Raw genomic sequence first — 16381 nt, forward strand, 5'->3', positions numbered from 1 at the left:
CGGCGTGAGGGGCCGGGGCGTCAATAGGTCGCCCGGCCGCCCGAAAGATCGAAGACGCCGCCGGTGGTGAAGCTGTTTTCGGCCGAGGCTAGGAAGGCGACCATCGAGGCGACCTCGTCGGGCAGGAGGAAACGCCCGCGCGGGATCTTGGCGAGCATGTAGCCGATATGCTCCTCGCTCATCTGGTCGAAGATGCGAGTGCGGGCGGCGGCAGGCGTGATGCAGTTGACTGCGATGTCTTGCGTCGCGAGTTCCTTGCCGAGCGACTTGGTCAGCGCGATCACGGCCGCCTTCGAGGCCGAATAGGCCGAGGCGTTGGGGTTGCCTTCCTTGCCGGCGATCGACGCCACCAGCACGAGCCTCCCGTAATTGCGCTTGATCATGCCGGGGATCACGGCCTGGCAGCAATGCAGCGTGCCGTCGACATTGAGGCGCATGACGCGCGCCCATTCGTCGAGCGGATATTCCCAGGTCTTGAGATTGGCGCCCGCGATGCCGGCGCTGGTAACGAGAATGTCGATGCTGCCCTGCTTGGCTTCCAGAGCGTCGGCCGCGGCCTTCACCGCTTTCGCGTCGGTGACGTCGATGCCGAGCCCGATCGCCCCAGCGCCGATCTCGGCCGCGGTCTTGACGGCCAGCTCTCCGTCGAGGTCCCAGATCGCGACGGTGGCGCCGCTGGCGGCGAAGCGTTCCGCGACAGCACGGCCGATGCCCTGCGCCCCTCCGGTGACGATGGCGGTTCTTCCCTGAAGATCGATCTGGTTCATTGTCGGCCCCTGACTCGTTGGACCGGCACCCTAAAGGCTGTCTGGCTGGATGGACAAGGTTCGGGCGCCCGTCGTTTGGCCGATGCGGCGCCGCAGCGCGCCTGCCTATCCTTGACGCTTGTTAAGACTTCGAATTTTGCCGACAGGAGCCGTTAAGCATTGTGGCGGAGGGCAGCTGCTCCCGCGGCACCGCGACCTGTCCCGGAACGGCACGAAACGCGCTCTGCTGTCCCGTTCTCCGACATCGGCCAGTCGCTCGCGCCGACGCTCGCAGCCGAGGCGATCCGTATCGAAACAACCTGCGTTTTCAGAGGCTTTGGCAATTAACCCGATCCCGCGGATTCATTGAAGAACCCCTTTACCGTTCGGCTCGGTTCGACTTGACCCCGCCCGCCGTTGGGTCATGACGTGATGGCGAAAGAGCCGATCACGAAACCCGTTGGGACCGATTGCCGCCGTGCCTGCCAGCCTCTCCCTAGCCCTCGCGAGCAAACCGATAGCCCGGCCACCGGCCGGCTTCGATGTGCGCGATGTCGGCGGGATCGGCATAGCTGTGCTGACACGGGCGGCGGCTCTGGCCGAACTCTCGGATGCGATGGCGGCCGGCCGGCACATCAAGCTGGCCTTCTGCAATGCCAATCTGGTCAATGTCTCGGCTGGTGATCCCGCCTTGCTGCGCAGGCTTTCCGGCTTCCTGGTGCTGGCAGACGGCATTGGCGTCGATATCGGCGGCTGGCTGCTGCACGGCGCACCTTTCCCCGCCAATCTGAACGGGACCGACTTCATCCCGGCGCTGTTTGCGACCGAGCCGCGCCGCTTGCGCATCGGCTTGATCGGTGGGCGCCCCGGCGTGGCCGATCACGCCGCCGAGCAACTGGCGAGGCAGTTCCCGCGTCATGCTTTCAGCGTCATCAGCCATGGCTATTTCGACCCATCGGAGGAAGCCCGGCTGCTGACCCGCCTGCAGGCCGCGCCGCCGGACTTGCTGCTCGTCGCCTTCGGCAATCCGCGGCAGGAGCGCTGGATCGCCGACAAGCTCGGCCCTCAGCATTGCTCGGTCGCGGCCGGTGTCGGCGCCCTGTTCGACTTCTTCGCAGGTGAGGTGCCGCGCGCCCCCGAAGCGATCCGCCGGACCAGGCTCGAATGGGTCTATCGGCTCTGGCTGGAGCCGCGTCGGCTCTGGCGCCGCTACATCCTCGGCAATCCCATCTTCATGCTGCGCCTGCTGCGCCAGCGCTTCTTCTCCGGCAGACCCTCTCGGTGAGCTTGAGCTACGCCATCGCGACGCCGAGCTATGCCGGCGACGTCGAGCGCTGCCGCCTGCTCTGCGCCAGCATCGATCGCTTCGTCACCGGCCACGCTACCCACTACCTGCTGGTCGAGGATGGCGACGTGCCGCTGTTTCGCGATCTCGAAGGCCCGCGCCGGCAGGTGATCGCCGAATCCGCGCTGCTGCCGTCCTGGCTCAGGTCGCGTCCCGATCCGTTGAGTCTCGGCCGCCGTCGCGTTTGGACCGGCGCACGCGCGCTCCTGAGAGGCGTGCCGCCGCTGCGGGGCTGGCATGCCCAGCAGCTGCGCAAATTCGCTCTTCCGCTCAAGAGCGAGGAGGATGTCGTCCTCTTCGCCGATTCCGACATGCTCTTCCTGCGGCCGTTCGATCTCGGCAGCTTGACCACGCCTCAGGGCGTGCGGCTCTATCGCAAGCGCGACGGCATCACGGCCGGGATGGGCGAGCACGAGGCGTGGTGCAACAACGCCAGCCGCCTGCTCGGGCTTCCCGCGCCAATGTTCCCGAGCGCGGACTACATCAACAACATGGTGTCCTGGCGGCGCGACAATGTCCGCGCGCTGCTTGCGCATATCGAGCGGGTCAGCGGTCGCGACTGGGTCCGGGCGATCGCTTCGCGCCGGGGTTTCTCGGAATACATGATCTATGGCTACTTCGTCGAACGCCTGCTCGGCCTCGGCCCGGCCGGGCACTGGAGCGACGAGCGCGAACTTTGCAGGGTCTACTGGGGTGGCGAAGCCGGCGCCATCGGCAGCCTGCGCTCCTTTGAGGAGGTGCTGGAGCCCTGGCAGGTCGCGGTCGGCGTCCAGTCCTTCATCGGCGAGCCGGTCGAGACAATCAGGGCGCTGTTCGAGGCGCAGTGAAAGGGCGCGGCATCGAAGCCTGCGCCAGCAGCCGATAGGTCACGGCCGCCGACAAGACATAGACCAGCCCGAAGACGAGGTTGAGCCAGGGGGCCCAGGCATCGCCGGCCCCAAACCGGGTCATCACCCAGGACAACAGCGCCGCCTTCAGCAGCGTGATCGCGCAGAGCAGCGTGATCCGCGATCCCGTGCGTTCGCGCGCATAGAGCAGCTCGGCATGGTACTCGACGAGGTTACGGAAGGCCGGCACGAGCAGCATCGGCAGGAACAGATAGGCCGCTTCCGCGACATTGCGGCCGAGCAGGCCGGGGAACGGCTTCAGCGCGAAAATCACTGTCGCAAGACCGGCGATCGAGATTGCCGCGATGCCGAACTCGACCATCGCCAGCCGGCCCGGGCCGCCACTGAGCCTGCGCTCCTTCATGATCTTCTGGACGAGCATCTGGTTGAAGCTGCGCACGGGCATCGCCGTGAGGTCGATGACGCGCATCGCAATGGCGTAGAGCCCTACCGTCCGCTCGCCGGCCAGCGCCAGCATCAGGAGCTTGTCGAGCTCGGCCTGGACATAGAACACGATCTCGGCGGCGCTGGCATAGATCGCATCGCCCATGCGGCGGGGATAGAGCCGCCGGTCGAAGCGCAGTCGCAGCGGCGGCAGGAAGAAGGCCAGCGCCACGACGAGCGTCGCAGCCGTCGCCGCCAGATAGGACCAGACCCAGATCTCCAGGCTGCGATGCCCGAAAACCGCGAAGAGCAGGGCCGCTATGGTTCGCAGTGACGAGCCGACGATGACGAGCAGTGCCGCTTGCCGGAAGCGCCTGAGCCCGTTGTTGACGATGGCGACGACCTCGACGAGCCGCCAGCACAGGACCTCGGCGACGAGGATCAGCGCGAAGGGCAGGACCGCGAGCCTGTCGGCGAACAGCAGCAGGTAGACGATCGTGCCGGCCAGCGCGATCGCGGGCAGGGAGCACAGGCCGAGCGCGCCGAAACCGGCGAGATAGGCGCCGAGCAGGCGCGGCTTCACGGTCGCAACTCGAAAGACCGGCGAGACGAAGCCGAAGGCGAGCAGGCGCGACAGGATCAGCCCTGTCGCCGAGGCCGTGGCGAACAGACCGAATTCGCCGAGGGTCAACGTATTCGCAACAATGAGGAAGTAGACAAGGGAGATGACGAGCCGGCCGGCCGAGCCGCTCAGGATGGTGAGATAGGCGAGGATGGCGGCGCGGTCTGGCAGCATGGGGTCCGTTCTTGCGGCGCCAAGGTCTCGTGGCACAGGTCTCGCGGTGCGGGCTGGCCCGGCGCATGCGTGCCCCGTGCAGCCTGTCTTTCGTCTTCTAGCCGACAGGCGTTGAGCGACCCTAAACGAAACGGAACCGTCCCTGCCGATGCGAAAGCCTGAACCGGATCGAGACATCGCCGCATGGAGCCGGCGCGACGCGCTGGCTGCCACCGGCGGTCTCGCCGCGGCTGCTGTGATGGCGCCGGCGTCGGGGCTCGCGGCGGCGCGGCCGATTCCCTTCGGCTCGGCCGCCCAGATCGAGACCTTCCGCGCCGATCCGCGCTATCGCCAGGCGTTGACGAGCTACTGCGATGTCATCGTGCCGATGAACGACCTCAAATGGGAGGCGATCCGCCACGACCGCTCGCGGTTCGATTTCTCGGGCGCCGACGAGCTGGTCGCCTTCGCCGAGCGTGGTCGCAAGGCGATTCGCGGTCATGCTCTGCTTTGGGGTGAAGCGCTGCCGCCCTGGGCCAAGGAGATGAGCACGCGGGCCGAGGCCGAGCGCGAGCTCACCGAGCACATCGAGACCGTCGTGGATCGCTACAAGGGCCGCATCGCGACCTGGGACGTCGTCAACGAGGTCATCAAGTTCGAGCCGCTGCCCGGCGAGCCCATGCGCGACACGATCTGGCAGCGCCTGCTCGGCCCGGCCCATGTCGAAATCGCCTTCCGCGCGGCCGCACGCGTCGACCCCAAGGCCCGCCTCGTCCTCAACGATTTCAATTTCGAGGAACCCGGCCCCGGCACGGCCGCGCGCCGCAAGGTGGCGCTCGATATCTGTCGCCGGCTGAAGGACAAGGGCATCCCGGTGCACGGCATCGGCATGCAGGCGCATCTCTATGCCGACAAGCCGCTCGATATCGACGGGCTGCAGGGCTTCATGACCGAACTCGGCAAGCTCGACCTCGATGTCGAGATCACCGAACTCGACGTCATTGACTGGAAGCTGCCCGCCGACGCCGCGACGCGCGACCGCGCCGCCGCGAGCCTTGTCGGGACGTTCCTCGATGCGATCCTCTCGGTGCGTCGGCCCAAGGCGATCGTCACCTGGGGGTTGAGCGACCGCTATTCCTGGGTTCACGAGACCTTCCCGCGTCAGGACAAGGCGCGGGCCCGTCCATTGCCTCTGGATGCCGATTTCAAGCCGAAACCGATGATGGCGGTGCTCGACCGCTTCCGGCGAAGCCCGAGCTGAGCGACGGACGAAGCCTTGAAGAGTGAAGCGTAGCGTCATGTTCACCACCGAGACCGCTGCCAGCGAGCCGGAACAGAAGCAGGAGCGCCCGGAACAGCGCGCCATGCCCGCTGCCGCCCCGGCCGCGATGGCGCGACTGACCGACCCGGGCTGGCTCGTCCAGACGCTATGGGCGCGCAAGGGCCTGATCATTCTCGCGACCATCGTCGGCGCGGTTCTCGCTGCGCTCGCGAGCCTCCTGGTGCCGCCGAAATATGTCTCGACGGCGCAGCTCTTCATCGATCCGCGCGATCTGCGCGTGCTCCAGAACGAGGTGTCGCCCAACGCGGCCGGCGGCGACCCCACCTCGATCACCAGCTATCTGGAAAGCCAGGCCCGCATCATCGCCTCCGACAGCATCAAGTCGCGCGTCGTGCAGAGCGAGGGGCTCGACAAGGATCCGGAATTCGGCGGCCAGGCGGCGCGATCAGGCCTGTCGCGGATCCTGGGCGGGCTGCTGCCGAGCAGCGGTGAAGCGTCCCATGACGGCATGCTCTATGCCCTGGCCGCGCTCGACAAGAACGTCTCGGTGCGCCGTGGCGAGCGCACCTTCGTCATCGATATCGGCGTGACCGCGCGCGAGGCCGCCAAGGCCGCGCGCATCGCCAACGCGCTGGCCGAGACCTATCTTGAGAACCAGGCTTCGGTTCGTGCCGATGCCGCCCAGCGTGCCACGGTGGCGCTCACCGCCCGCCTGGAAGAGCTGCGCAACCGCCTGCGCGTCGCCGAGGAAAAGGCCGAGCGCTACAAGGAAGCCAACAACATCGTCGGGGTCGGCGCCGGCAAGTCGATGACCGAGGAGCAGCTCGCCCTCAACAACGCCCAGCTCGTCGCGCTGCGGACCCGCGTGACCGAGGCGAGGGCGAAATACGAGCAGACCCTCGCGACCCGCCCCGCCGGTATCGAGGCTGGCGCGATCCCCGAGGCGGTCGCATCGAACACGATGACGGCGCTGCGCGCCCAGCTCGGTGCCGCCTTGGCCAAGGAAGCCGATCTGCTGGCCTCGCTCGGCACCCGCCATCCGGCGCTCGCGGCGGCCCAGGCCCAGACCCGTGACGCGCGCCGCCAGATCGCGGAGGAATTGTCGCGCATCTCGCGCTCGGCCAAGGTCGAACTCGACCGCGCTGTCGAGGCCGAGCGCCAGATCGCGCGCCGTGTCGACCAGCTCACCACCAGCCAATATGCCGCCAGCCGCGCTTCGGTCGAGCTGCGCGAGCTCGAGCGCGAGGTCGAATCCTCCCGCGTCGTCTATGACGCCTTCCTGCGCCGCGCCCGCGAGACCGGCGAACTCGCCGGCATCGACACCACCAATGCCCGCGTCATCAGCGCGGCCATGCCGCCGCTTGAAAAGAGCGGCGTCAGCCGACGGACGATCGTGATGCTCGGCGGCATCGCCGGTGGTGGTACGGGTGTAGCGCTGGCGCTGGGACTGGCGCTTTTCGGCGCAGCTGGGCTCCCACGATCGGACCGGCGAGGCGCGGAAGGAACGGTCAGCTCCGCTTCCGTCGGGTCTGCGCAGACCGAAGCGTCTTCGCCCGCCGGACAGATCGTGCCGGTCATGCCGGAGGGGCCACGCCCGGCTGCGCCTGCTCCCGCGAAGCCGGGCTGGCGGCGCTTCGTCGCAATCCAGGGCGGGCAGGCGCAGCGCGCGCCCGAGATCCTTCAGACGGCCGCCGCACCCCTGCTGGCGAACCTGCCGGCGGTCCGGCATCGCCGCTGGCGCCGCAATGATGGCGAGGCGCGCTCGGTCTTCCAGGCCAAGGCGCATCTGGTCGACGCCATCGACAAGCCCAATGCTGGCTTTGCCAAGGCGATCAGGGCGGCGCGGACCGCGCTCGCCGCCCAGGCGCCGGGCGTCGGCCATCGCCGCATCGTCGTGGTCGGCCTGCATCCGGGCGCCGGCGCTTCGACATTGGCGCTCAACCTGGCGCTCGAGGCCGCCATTGCGGGGCTGCCGGCCATGCTGGTCGATGCCGGCACCGGCGAGGAAAGCCTGACCAGGGTCTTTGCGCCCGATGCCGGCGCCGGGCTGCATGACATCGTGACCGGCGCTGTCGGGCTGGTCCGGGCGGCGCTGCAGGACGAAGGCACCGGGCTGTTCTTCCTGCCGCGCGTCGGGCAAGCCGATCTTGTCACGCCGGCACAGATCCGGGACGGGTTCCTCGACAAGGCCCGCCGCTTCGGCCCGATCGTCATCGACGGCGGCGCAGTCGGCTCGGATGGGCTGGCGCAGCGCTTCATCGAGGCGGCCGACGACATCGTCCTGGTCCTGCGTGAAGGCGGGATCGGCGATGGCGACCTCGCGCGGGCCAATGCGGCGCTGGGCAGCAACGCCGCCAAGCTGCGCGGCTTCGTCGTCAACGAAGTCTGATGGCGGCCGGGCCTGCCAGCGACGGCCTTGCGGCCTCGGGCGAGCAGGCGGTCGAGTTCGGCCACTGGTGCCGCAGCGCGATCTTCGTCGCGGCCTTCCTGCTCGTCTGGATTTCGACTGCGCCTTTCAAGGGCAGCTACGAGGTCTCGGCGCAGGAGAGCAGCAACCTCGTCAACCAGGTCGCCTTCTCGCTGATGGCCGTCCTCGGCCTGGCCGGTGCGGCAACCTCCGCCGGCCGCGTCGCGGCGCGCGCCTATCTGCGGCCGACATGGCTGCTGTTGCTCACCTGGATGACGATCGGCGTGCTGCATTCTTTCAATCCCGACGTCTCGATGCGCGCCTTCCGTTTCACGCTGGTCGTCCTGACGATCGCCTTCACGGTGATGCTGCTGCCGCGCGACCAGCGTCACTTCGCGGGCCTGCTCGGCACGGCGGCGCTGATCGTCGTGCTCGTCTGCTATGCCGGCCTGATCGTCTTTCCGGACATCGCGATCCATTCGGCCGGTGACGCGCTCGAACCCGAGCATGCCGGCGCCTGGCGCGGCCTCTTCGACCACAAGAACATCGCTGGCGCGATGATGGTGATCATGATGCTGATCGGCATCTTCGTCGCCTCGGCCCACTCGCCGCGCTTCGGCCTGATCATTACCGGGCTCGCCGCGACCTTCCTGTTCTTCACGGGCTCGAAGACCTCGATGGGGCTGGGCCCTTTCGTCGTGCTGGTCGGCTTTGCCTGCGCGCGCATCGGCAGCATCTGGCTGCGCGGGCTGGTCGCTTTAGGCCCGCTCGCGATCCTGCTGACCGCGACCATCGGCTCCGTTTTGTTCAAGCCGGTCAACGCCATCGTCCAGGCGGTCAGCCCGGGCCAGACCTTCACCGGCCGCACCGAAATCTGGAGCTTCGCGATCGACCGTCTCTGGAACCGGCCGGTCTTCGGCTATGGCTTCGAGGGCTTCTGGCAGAGCGACTATGTGCTCTATGCCGAGATCGGCGAGAACGAGACCGGCATCGCCCAGGGCATGGTCCATGGCCATAGCGGCTATGTCGACCTCGCCATAGGCCTCGGCATTCCCGGCCTCGTCATCGCGCTGACCGTGCTGATCCTGCTGCCGCTGCGCGACCACCACCGCGTCATCCGCACGCCCGAGAACAAGGCGCTGGCGGAGCTTTTCTTCCGCATCTGGTTGTTCTGTATCTACTCGGCCTGCCTGGAGAGCTTCTTCTTCCGCCGCGCCGATCCGGTCTGGTTCGCGCTGCTGATCTCCGTGATCGGGCTGAGGCTGACGTCGAAGTACCGCGTCGCGCGCGGAGGCTGAGCGCTCAATTCGCTTCGGGCTGGCGATATTGCTCGTTGCCGACGCCGATCTCCGACAGCAGGCGGCCGATCGCGACCTGCGCATGATAGAGCCCGATCAGGCTCGATCGTGTCTTGAGCCCGAGCACCACGCCGCGTGGACCCGAAGCCGCCAGCAACGCCAGGGACTTGGCGAGAACCCGCAACCGACCGGCGAGGCGCGGATGCTTTCGCCGCTCGATCGCAGCCGAGATCGCGCCGTTGCGCAGGGCGCGCGCGTTGATCCAGCCGAATTCGCTGCGCCGCGCCGGCATGGTCTCGCGCTGCGCCGCCTCCTGAACCCACCAGAAGCGGAATCCCGCGGCCTTGGCCCGGCTGAAGAAGTCGCTGTCACCGCCGCCGGTGAAGTCGAAGCTCTCGTCGAGGAAAGGGAAGCCGAGCCGTTCCAGCACCCCGCGCCGGATCAGGTAGTTGGCGCTCGAATAGAGGATCGGCACTGGCCCCGAGGCGGAATAATGCGAGCGGAAGACGGGATGCGCCTTGAGCCAGGCGCGTGAGTCGTCCTCGAAGTCCGGCGTGACGGAGCCGCCGAACAGATCGGCCGGCGCCTCGCTCGCCGCGCGCAGGAAGGCGTCTAGCCAGAGCGGCTGCGCCGTCTCGTCATCGTCGATGCCGAGCACTTGCTTGAGTGCCGGGAAACGGGTCAGGGCGCAGCGCCAGGCGGCGTTGTAGGCCTTGCAGTTGCCCTGGCGCGGCTCGACGATCACGAGCCCCTTGAACAGGCCGGCCTCCAGCAGCGCGGCCGCGCGGATGGCGCCGGCGCGCTCGATACCCTCGTTCTCGACGACGATGATCGCGAAGTCGTGGCCGCCCTGTTGTGCCGCGAGCGAGCGCAGCGTCGCCTCCAGCATGTCGGGGCGGCGGAATGTCGGAACGCAGACGACGCTTTCGACGCCGACGAGCACCGTCTCGGGCGAGGCCGCAAGCACGACGAAGCTCTCCGGAGCGTCGAAGCCGGCCACTGCGCGTTGTCCGCGCGCGGGGTCGCCGTCATTGCTGCGCATCTGTTCCGTCACGGCCATGGTCAGGCCATATGGGCATGGCCCGCTTAAGGTTCCGTGATCGCGACGGCGGGATTGACGGGGCTTTGCGCGAGAAGCCATTGGTGATGGTCGCGCACGGCGCTTGACCGGCGCGCTGCCGAGGGGCCTTGCTTCGCTGCAGCGGCGTTCGCTGCTTTCTGCCGTCTCCATGGGGCCGCCCGTTTGCGTCTAGCCTTCCTCACCGCGCTGATTCCCGTGGCCCGTCCCGATACCGGCTTCGAGATCGCCAATGCCGCGATCCTCGATGCTTTGCGCGCCGCCGGCCATGACGTCACGGCCTTCGGCTTCACGCGCCCGGGCGAGACGCCGGACGATCCTGACCAGGCCGTCGTGATCGCCGAAGCCGACATCGAGAACGCCGTCGTGACGCCAAGCCGCAGGCTGCGCTGGATTGCCGCGGCGTTGCGCGACGGCCTGCCGGTAGCCTGCGCAAAGCTGCGGCTGGCGGGCGAGGGCCGCCTTGTCGAGGCCGTCAGGTCGAAAGGCCCCTTCGACGCCATCGTGCTGAACTCCGTCATGCTGCCCGGCGCCTTCCCGGAACTGCTGAAGCTCGGCCCTTGTGTTCTGGTCGAGCACAATATCGAGCATACCTCGGCGCGCCAGAACGCGCTTCATGCCCGCAATCCCCTCATGCAGGGGCTGTTCATGCGTGAAGCGCGCCTCCTGGAGCGGATCGAGCGGCGGCTCTGGCAGGAGACGCGCTTCGTCTGGACTCTTGCCGAGGAGGATCGCGCGACGCTCGGACCGTCTCTGGCCGCGAAATCCGCCGTCCTGCCGCTGGTATCGAGCAAGCGGGCGGTGCCCCCTCCTGCTGCGGTCGAGCCCGAGCCTGCCTATGACGTCGGCTTGATCGGCACCTGGAGCTGGGCGCCCAATTTCATCGGCCTGGACTGGTTCCTGCGCGAGGTCTGCCCGCTGCTGCCGGCGGATCTGACGGTCGCCGTTGCCGGGCGGCTTCCAGCGGGCATGCAGCCGGCGCCGCCCGGGGTCACGCTGCTTGGGCGCGTCCCGGCTGCGGACGCGTTCCTGCGCTCCTGCCGCCTCGTCGCGCTCTCGAGTCGGGCCGGAACGGGTGTGCAGCTCAAGACGGTCGAGGCACTTGAGCTCGGTCTGCCGGCAGTGGCGACGACGCTCTCCTGTCGCGGCTTCACCACCATGCCGGACAATGTCACGCGCGCTGATACGCCCGAGGCCTTTGCCAAGGCGTTGGTCGCGCGGATCACAGCCATCCGCGCCGGCGACCGCCAGCGCGTCGATGGCGCGGCTTTCATGGCGCAGCAGCGCAAAGCTCTCGCGGACGGGCTGGAGCGGGGGCTGGCGGCCGCGCGGAAATAGCTCCCGGCGTCACTCGTCCTGTTTGGTATCGATCGCCTTGCGGCGGCCGATCAGCAGGCCGAAGAACGGACCAGCCGTGATCATCACCAGGAAGACACGAATGATGTGGTGTGCCGCCACGAAGGCGACCTCGGTATGCAGCGCAAGTGCGATCAGGCTCATTTCGGCGAGTCCACCCGGCGAATAGGCCAGGATCAGCGGCACTTGGCCATGGACCGAGACCTTCGCGACGAGCCAGGCGAAGCCGAGCGTCAGCGAGAGCAGGATCACGGTCGAGCCGACCGAAAGCGCCAGCACGCGTAGGATACTGCGTGGCGCCGTGCCGACGAAACGGCAGCCGATGGTGATGCCGAGGATGAGCTGGGCTGCGTTGACGATCTCGAAAGGCGGCACCGAATCACTCAGGCCGGAGACATGGATGACGGCGCTGACCAGCATCGGCCCGAGCAGGAATTTTGCCGGCAGCCGCAGAAAATGGCCGAGGACGATCCCGGCGACGCCGCAGGCGAGCAGGATCAGCTCGGCCGAGAGCGGCGTCTGCATCAGCGAGGGCCCGGCGACGCGGTTGCCGCCGACCGGCACGCCGCCGATCCACTGCACGAGGAAGGGCAGGGTCATCACCACCAGCAGGATGCGGGCGGAATGGATCAGCGCGATGATGCGCGCATCGCCGCCCTTCTCCTCGCCGAGCGTGACCATTTCAAGCAGGCCGCCCGGCATGCCGGCGAAGAAGGCCGTGACCGGGTCGAAACCGGCGACCGTCCGGAAATAGCCGACGCAGGCGACGGCGCAGGCGAGCATGAACAGCACGAGGCCGATGAGTGTCGGCAGCCAGTTCGGCAATTGCGCGACGACATCGGGCTTGAAGCCGGCGCCCAGCATGACGCCGATCACCATCGTCATGGGGGGTCTGATGACCGGCGGGGCCGCGACGGGCCAGCGCAGCAGCGCCGCGATCGTGCAAATGACCATTGAACCCAGCATCCAGGGCAGCGGCAGCCTGGCCTGGACGAAGAACCAGCCGCCCGCGCCGCCGAGCAGCAGCGCCAGGGCGAAGCGCGCATAAGGGAAGCGTGCCGGCCCCAGCCCCCGTACGCCCTCGACGAAATCGGACAGAAGCTCCCGCATCAGCCGATCGCCACCCCGTGATGGCCCGGCACGTCGGCGCGGCACGCAGGGCCTGTGCGCACGGGGCGGGGAAGCGGGATCGTCATGCCGTCATCAACTCGGTTTGCTCGGCCTTGGGCGGAAGCCGTCGCGGTCTCCTAGACCGCATGGAAGGCTCCGCAAAGTCCCGCTTCGGCATGGCTCGCCTGCCTTCCCGTCGTGGCGGTCGGAGCGCTCTCCCGATGCTGCGACCCGGCCCACACAACCCCGCCATGTCCGGCTGTCTCTGGTGAAGGCGTCCGGATTCATTGATCAATTCCGGACAGGGATGGAAACGGGCCGGGCGTCGAAGCCTTCGTCCGATGGTCGAGGTCGATGAGCGAAGAACGGCAGACCGGGCGGCAGGGCCGTCCGGCCGACGCGGATGGAGTCGCCGAAGCGGAGGCGCTGCCGCGCATCCCGGAACCCGACGACGAGGCTGGAGCCTTCAACCGCTTGGAATCGTCGTCAGCGATCCCGACGGGCAAGTCCGAGGGCGCCGCCGGTCGCCGGGGCCTTCGCGCCTGGTGGGCGAGCGCGAGCCCCAATCTGCGCGGCTCGGTCTACATGTTTTCCGCGATGCTGGTCTATGCGGTGATGGTCGGCGCCATCAAGCATGTCGGCGGCGCCATTCCGCTGGTCCAGATCCTGCTGATCCGCCAGGTCATCATGAGCGTGATCATCGTCGCCTTCGCAGGCGGCGCCCTGCGCCTGATGCTGCGGACCAGGCGGCCGGGGCTGCAGGTCATTCGCGGCGCAATCACGCTGATCGCGATGCTCTGCGGCTTCACCGCGGTGATCCGGATCCCGCTCGCCGAGGCCACGGCCATCGGTTTCAGCCAGGTCCTGTTCGTCACCGTCGCCGCCGTCATCATTCTCAAGGAGGAGGTCGATGCCAGGCGCTGGGCCGCGACCGTCATCGGCTTCATCGGCGTCCTCGTCATGCTCCGGCCGACCACCGACGGGCTCGACGCCTATGCGCTGCTGGCGGTCGCCGGCGCGGTGTTCAACGCCGGCATCACCGTCAGCGTGCGGATGCTGGCCGCGACCGAGCGCACCGACACGATCCTGATCTGGCAGGGCATCGTGCTGATCGCGGCGCTAGCCCTCCCGGCCTGGCTCTGGTGGGTCCCGCCCAATGCCGGGCAATGGTTCTGGCTGATCGTGCTCAGCCTGTTCGGCACCGCCGGCCAATGGCTGATCACCCGCGCCTATCAGGTCGGCGAGGCGGCCGCGCTGGCGCCGCTCGATTTCAGCCGTCTGATCCTGGCGAGCCTGACCGGCTTCGTCTTCTTCGCCGAGATACCGGCGCTGACGACCTGGATCGGGGCTGCGATCGTCATCGGCGCGACGCTCTACACCATCCGCAAGAACGCCCGCCCCTTCCCGCGCGAGCCGTCTTCGGCCTGAGCCGATTGCCCAGCCCGCCCCGCTGCGGTTATGAATCGGCGCACGCATTCCTTGCCGCCGCTTGGCCACCGCGTGCCTGAAGCCAGCCGCGAAGGTCCGAAATCATGCGCATCGAGAACGACCCCAAGCTCGATTTCCGCGATGTCCTGATCCGGCCCAAGCGCTCGACGCTGGGCAGCCGTGCCGAGGTCGACGTCCACCGTTCCTTCCGCTTCGCCCATACCGGCCGCGACTGGACCGGCTTTCCGCTGATCGCGGCCAATATGGACGTCGTCGGCACGATGGCGATGGCGCGCGCCCTGCTCCGCCATGGCGCCATGGTGGCGCTGCACAAGCACTACGGCGCCGATGAACTCGTCGCCTTCTTCCGCGAGCCGGACTCCGCCAACGCCTTCTATTCGCTCGGCACGACGCAAGCCGACCACGACAAGCTGGCCCGGGTCCATGCGGAAGCGCCGATCACGAAGATCTGCCTCGACGTCGCCAATGGCTACACCGAGAAGTTCGTCGACACGGTCAAGGCGACCCGGGCCGAGTATCCCGACGCCACGATCATGGCCGGCAATGTCGTCACCGGCGACATGACCGAGGCGCTGATCCTGGCCGGCGCCGACATCGTCAAGGTCGGTATTGGGCCGGGCTCGGTCTGCACCACCCGCAAGATGACCGGCGTCGGCTATCCGCAGCTCTCGGCCATCATCGAATGTGCCGATGCAGCCCATGGACTCAAGGGCCTCGTCTGCGGCGATGGCGGCGTCACCGTGCCGGGCGACCTCGCCAAGGGCTACGGCGCCGGTGCCGACTTCATGATGCTCGGCGGCATGCTCGCAGGGCACGACGAATGCGAGGGCGACATCCGCTACGAGGAGCGTGACGGCGAGAAGATCCCCGTCAGCATGACCTTTTACGGCATGTCCTCGGACACGGCGATGAAGCGTTATTCCGGCGGCGTCGCGAAGTACCGCGCTTCCGAGGGCAAGACCGTCGAGGTGCCCTATCGCGGCCCGGTCGAGGGCACGATGCAGGAGCTGATGGGCGGCGTGCGCTCGGCCATGACCTATATCGGCGCCGTCCGGCTCAAGGAGATGGCCAAGCGCACCACCTTCATCATGGTCGGCAGCCAGCTCAACACCGTGTTCGGAAGCTGAAAAGCGCACCTGTCCCCGCTACCGCTCACCGGCTGTCTGTTGCATAGTCCGCGCCTTAATGCAGAAAGCCGGTGACGGCTTCGGGGAGACCAAAGATCATGACGATGAAACTGCTGGCGGCGACCGCCATCCTGGCCGCGAGCGCCTCTCTGGCGAGCGCCCAGCAACTGGCCCCGAGCCCGACGCTGGATGCGATCAAGGCGCGCGGCCATATCGAATGCGGCGTGCATCTCGGCCTGCCGGGCTTTTCCTTCGCCGACGACAAGGGCGAATGGTCCGGCCTCGACGTCGATTACTGCAAGGCGCTCGCGGCCGCTGTGCTCGGCGATGCCAAGAAGGTCAAGTTCACGCCCACTTCGGTGCAGCAGCGCTGGCCGATCCTGCAGTCGGGCCAGGTCGACCTGCTGTCGCGCAACTCGACCATCACCTTCTCGCGCAACGCCTCGCTCGGCCTGAACTTCCAGGGCATCAACTTCTACGAGGGCCAGACCTTCATCGTCCGCAAGGCGACCAACGCCAAGACGGCGGCCGATCTCGACGGCGCCTCGGTCTGCGTCGCCGCCGGCTCGACCGAGGAGAAGAACGCCTCCGACTGGTTCGCCGAGCGAAACCTCAAGGTCACCATCACCAACTTCCAGAAGAACGACGACGCCATCGCCGCCTATGACGCCGGCCGCTGCGACGCCTACACCGCCGGCGTCGGCGCGCTCGCCGGCCAGCGCGCCAAGCTCAAGGTGCCCGGTGACCACGTCATCCTGACGCAGCCGATCTCGAACGATCCGCAGGGTCCCGTCACCCGCTGGGGCGACGAGCGCTGGCAGCTGATCGTGCGCTGGGTCCTGAACGGCACGATCGCGGCCGAGATGCTGGGCGTGACCTCCGCCAATGTCGACCAGATGAAGGCGACCTCCAAGAACTCGGAAGTCCGCCGCCTGCTCGGCGCCGAGGGCAATTTCGGCGCCCTGATGGGGCTCTCGAACGACTGGATGTACAACGTCATCAAGCAGGTCGGGAACTATGGCGAGAGCTTCGAGCGCACCGTCGGCATGGGTTCGGGGCTGAAGCTCGAGCGCGGCCAGAACCAGCTCTGGACCAAAGGCGGCCTGCTCTTCACCCCACCCTTCCAGTAAGAGCGGG

General features: G+C 67.8%; 13 protein-coding genes. 9 read left to right on the plus strand and 4 right to left on the minus strand.

Annotated features, from left to right (window positions below):
- Positions 1-20 precede the first annotated feature (20 nt).
- The gene (locus tag AC1RMY_RS23165) at positions 21-767 is read right to left on the minus strand and encodes an SDR family NAD(P)-dependent oxidoreductase (protein ID WP_492868582.1); all 747 of its coding nucleotides are present in this window, start codon (positions 765-767) and stop codon (positions 21-23) included.
- Positions 768-1224: 457 nt separating this feature from the next.
- Here AC1RMY_RS23165 and AC1RMY_RS23170 point away from each other — a divergent pair, with 457 nt between their 5' ends.
- The gene (locus tag AC1RMY_RS23170) at positions 1225-2031 is read left to right on the plus strand and encodes a WecB/TagA/CpsF family glycosyltransferase (protein WP_492868584.1); all 807 of its coding nucleotides are present in this window, start codon (positions 1225-1227) and stop codon (positions 2029-2031) included.
- A complete protein-coding gene (locus AC1RMY_RS23175; protein WP_492868586.1) occupies positions 2028-2918 on the plus strand; it encodes a DUF6492 family protein in 891 nt (296 codons plus the stop codon). The genes AC1RMY_RS23170 and AC1RMY_RS23175 overlap by 4 nt, the downstream gene beginning before the upstream one ends.
- Here the strand turns inward: AC1RMY_RS23175 and AC1RMY_RS23180 are convergent.
- Positions 2893-4158, minus strand: coding sequence for a lipopolysaccharide biosynthesis protein (locus tag AC1RMY_RS23180; RefSeq protein WP_492868588.1), 1266 nt, complete (start codon positions 4156-4158; stop codon positions 2893-2895). The genes AC1RMY_RS23175 and AC1RMY_RS23180 overlap by 26 nt on opposite strands.
- Positions 4159-4306: 148 nt before the next feature.
- On the opposite strand from AC1RMY_RS23180, the gene AC1RMY_RS23185 reads away from it, so the two are divergent.
- Genes AC1RMY_RS23185 through AC1RMY_RS23195 form a run of 3 tightly spaced genes read left to right on the plus strand, consistent with a single transcriptional unit; the run spans position 4307 to position 9124 of the window.
- Positions 4307-5398: an endo-1,4-beta-xylanase gene (locus AC1RMY_RS23185; protein ID WP_492868590.1), complete on the plus strand. Its 1092-nt coding sequence runs from the start codon at positions 4307-4309 to the stop codon at positions 5396-5398.
- A gap of 22 nt (positions 5399-5420) precedes the next feature.
- Positions 5421-7808: an exopolysaccharide transport family protein gene (locus AC1RMY_RS23190; protein WP_492868592.1), complete on the plus strand. Its 2388-nt coding sequence runs from the start codon at positions 5421-5423 to the stop codon at positions 7806-7808.
- A complete protein-coding gene (locus AC1RMY_RS23195; RefSeq protein WP_492868594.1) occupies positions 7808-9124 on the plus strand; it encodes an O-antigen ligase family protein in 1317 nt (438 codons plus the stop codon). Before AC1RMY_RS23190 ends, AC1RMY_RS23195 begins: the two co-directional genes overlap by 1 nt.
- A 4-nt stretch (positions 9125-9128) precedes the next feature.
- Here AC1RMY_RS23195 and AC1RMY_RS23200 read toward each other — a convergent pair whose 3' ends face one another.
- Positions 9129-10184, minus strand: coding sequence for a glycosyltransferase family 2 protein (locus AC1RMY_RS23200; RefSeq protein ID WP_492868596.1), 1056 nt, complete (start codon positions 10182-10184; stop codon positions 9129-9131).
- A 183-nt stretch (positions 10185-10367) separates the two neighbouring features.
- On the opposite strand from AC1RMY_RS23200, the gene AC1RMY_RS23205 reads away from it, so the two are divergent.
- Entirely contained in the window at positions 10368-11540 is a 1173-nt protein-coding gene (locus tag AC1RMY_RS23205; RefSeq protein ID WP_492868598.1) for a glycosyltransferase, read from the plus strand.
- 9 nt (positions 11541-11549) lie between these two features.
- On the opposite strand, the gene AC1RMY_RS23210 is transcribed toward AC1RMY_RS23205, so the two are convergent.
- Positions 11550-12668: an AbrB family transcriptional regulator gene (locus AC1RMY_RS23210; RefSeq protein WP_492868600.1), complete on the minus strand. Its 1119-nt coding sequence runs from the start codon at positions 12666-12668 to the stop codon at positions 11550-11552.
- Between the two features lie 354 nt (positions 12669-13022).
- On the opposite strand from AC1RMY_RS23210, the gene AC1RMY_RS23215 reads away from it, so the two are divergent.
- The 3 genes from AC1RMY_RS23215 to AC1RMY_RS23225 all read left to right on the plus strand — a co-directional run bounded on the left by AC1RMY_RS23215 (position 13023) and on the right by AC1RMY_RS23225 (position 16374).
- The gene (locus tag AC1RMY_RS23215; RefSeq protein WP_492868601.1) at positions 13023-14096 is read left to right on the plus strand and encodes a DMT family transporter; all 1074 of its coding nucleotides are present in this window, start codon (positions 13023-13025) and stop codon (positions 14094-14096) included.
- Positions 14097-14200: 104 nt separating this feature from the next.
- On the plus strand, positions 14201-15244 hold the full coding sequence (locus AC1RMY_RS23220) for a GMP reductase (RefSeq protein WP_492868603.1): 1044 nt from the start codon (positions 14201-14203) through the stop codon (positions 15242-15244).
- A gap of 98 nt (positions 15245-15342) precedes the next feature.
- Positions 15343-16374, plus strand: coding sequence for an amino acid ABC transporter substrate-binding protein (locus AC1RMY_RS23225; protein ID WP_492868605.1), 1032 nt, complete (start codon positions 15343-15345; stop codon positions 16372-16374).
- Positions 16375-16381: the final 7 nt, after the last annotated feature.

This window comes from Allobosea sp. GW822-FHT03F07 (assembly GCF_058801345.1).

What these genes read in the sequence shown, in the direction of transcription:
- AC1RMY_RS23165 (WP_492868582.1), bottom strand. Translation starts at nt 767, where the DNA reads ATGAACCAGATCGATCTTCAGGGAAGAACCGCCATCGTCACCGGAGGG.
- AC1RMY_RS23180 (WP_492868588.1), bottom strand. Translation starts at nt 4,158, where the DNA reads ATGCTGCCAGACCGCGCCGCCATCCTCGCCTATCTCACCATCCTGAGC.
- AC1RMY_RS23185 (WP_492868590.1), top strand. Translation starts at nt 4,307, where the DNA reads ATGCGAAAGCCTGAACCGGATCGAGACATCGCCGCATGGAGCCGGCGC.
- AC1RMY_RS23195 (WP_492868594.1), top strand. Translation starts at nt 7,808, where the DNA reads ATGGCGGCCGGGCCTGCCAGCGACGGCCTTGCGGCCTCGGGCGAGCAG.
- AC1RMY_RS23200 (WP_492868596.1), bottom strand. Translation starts at nt 10,184, where the DNA reads ATGGCCGTGACGGAACAGATGCGCAGCAATGACGGCGACCCCGCGCGC.
- AC1RMY_RS23210 (WP_492868600.1), bottom strand. Translation starts at nt 12,668, where the DNA reads ATGCGGGAGCTTCTGTCCGATTTCGTCGAGGGCGTACGGGGGCTGGGG.
- AC1RMY_RS23215 (WP_492868601.1), top strand. Translation starts at nt 13,023, where the DNA reads ATGAGCGAAGAACGGCAGACCGGGCGGCAGGGCCGTCCGGCCGACGCG.
- AC1RMY_RS23220 (WP_492868603.1), top strand. Translation starts at nt 14,201, where the DNA reads ATGCGCATCGAGAACGACCCCAAGCTCGATTTCCGCGATGTCCTGATC.
- AC1RMY_RS23225 (WP_492868605.1), top strand. Translation starts at nt 15,343, where the DNA reads ATGACGATGAAACTGCTGGCGGCGACCGCCATCCTGGCCGCGAGCGCC.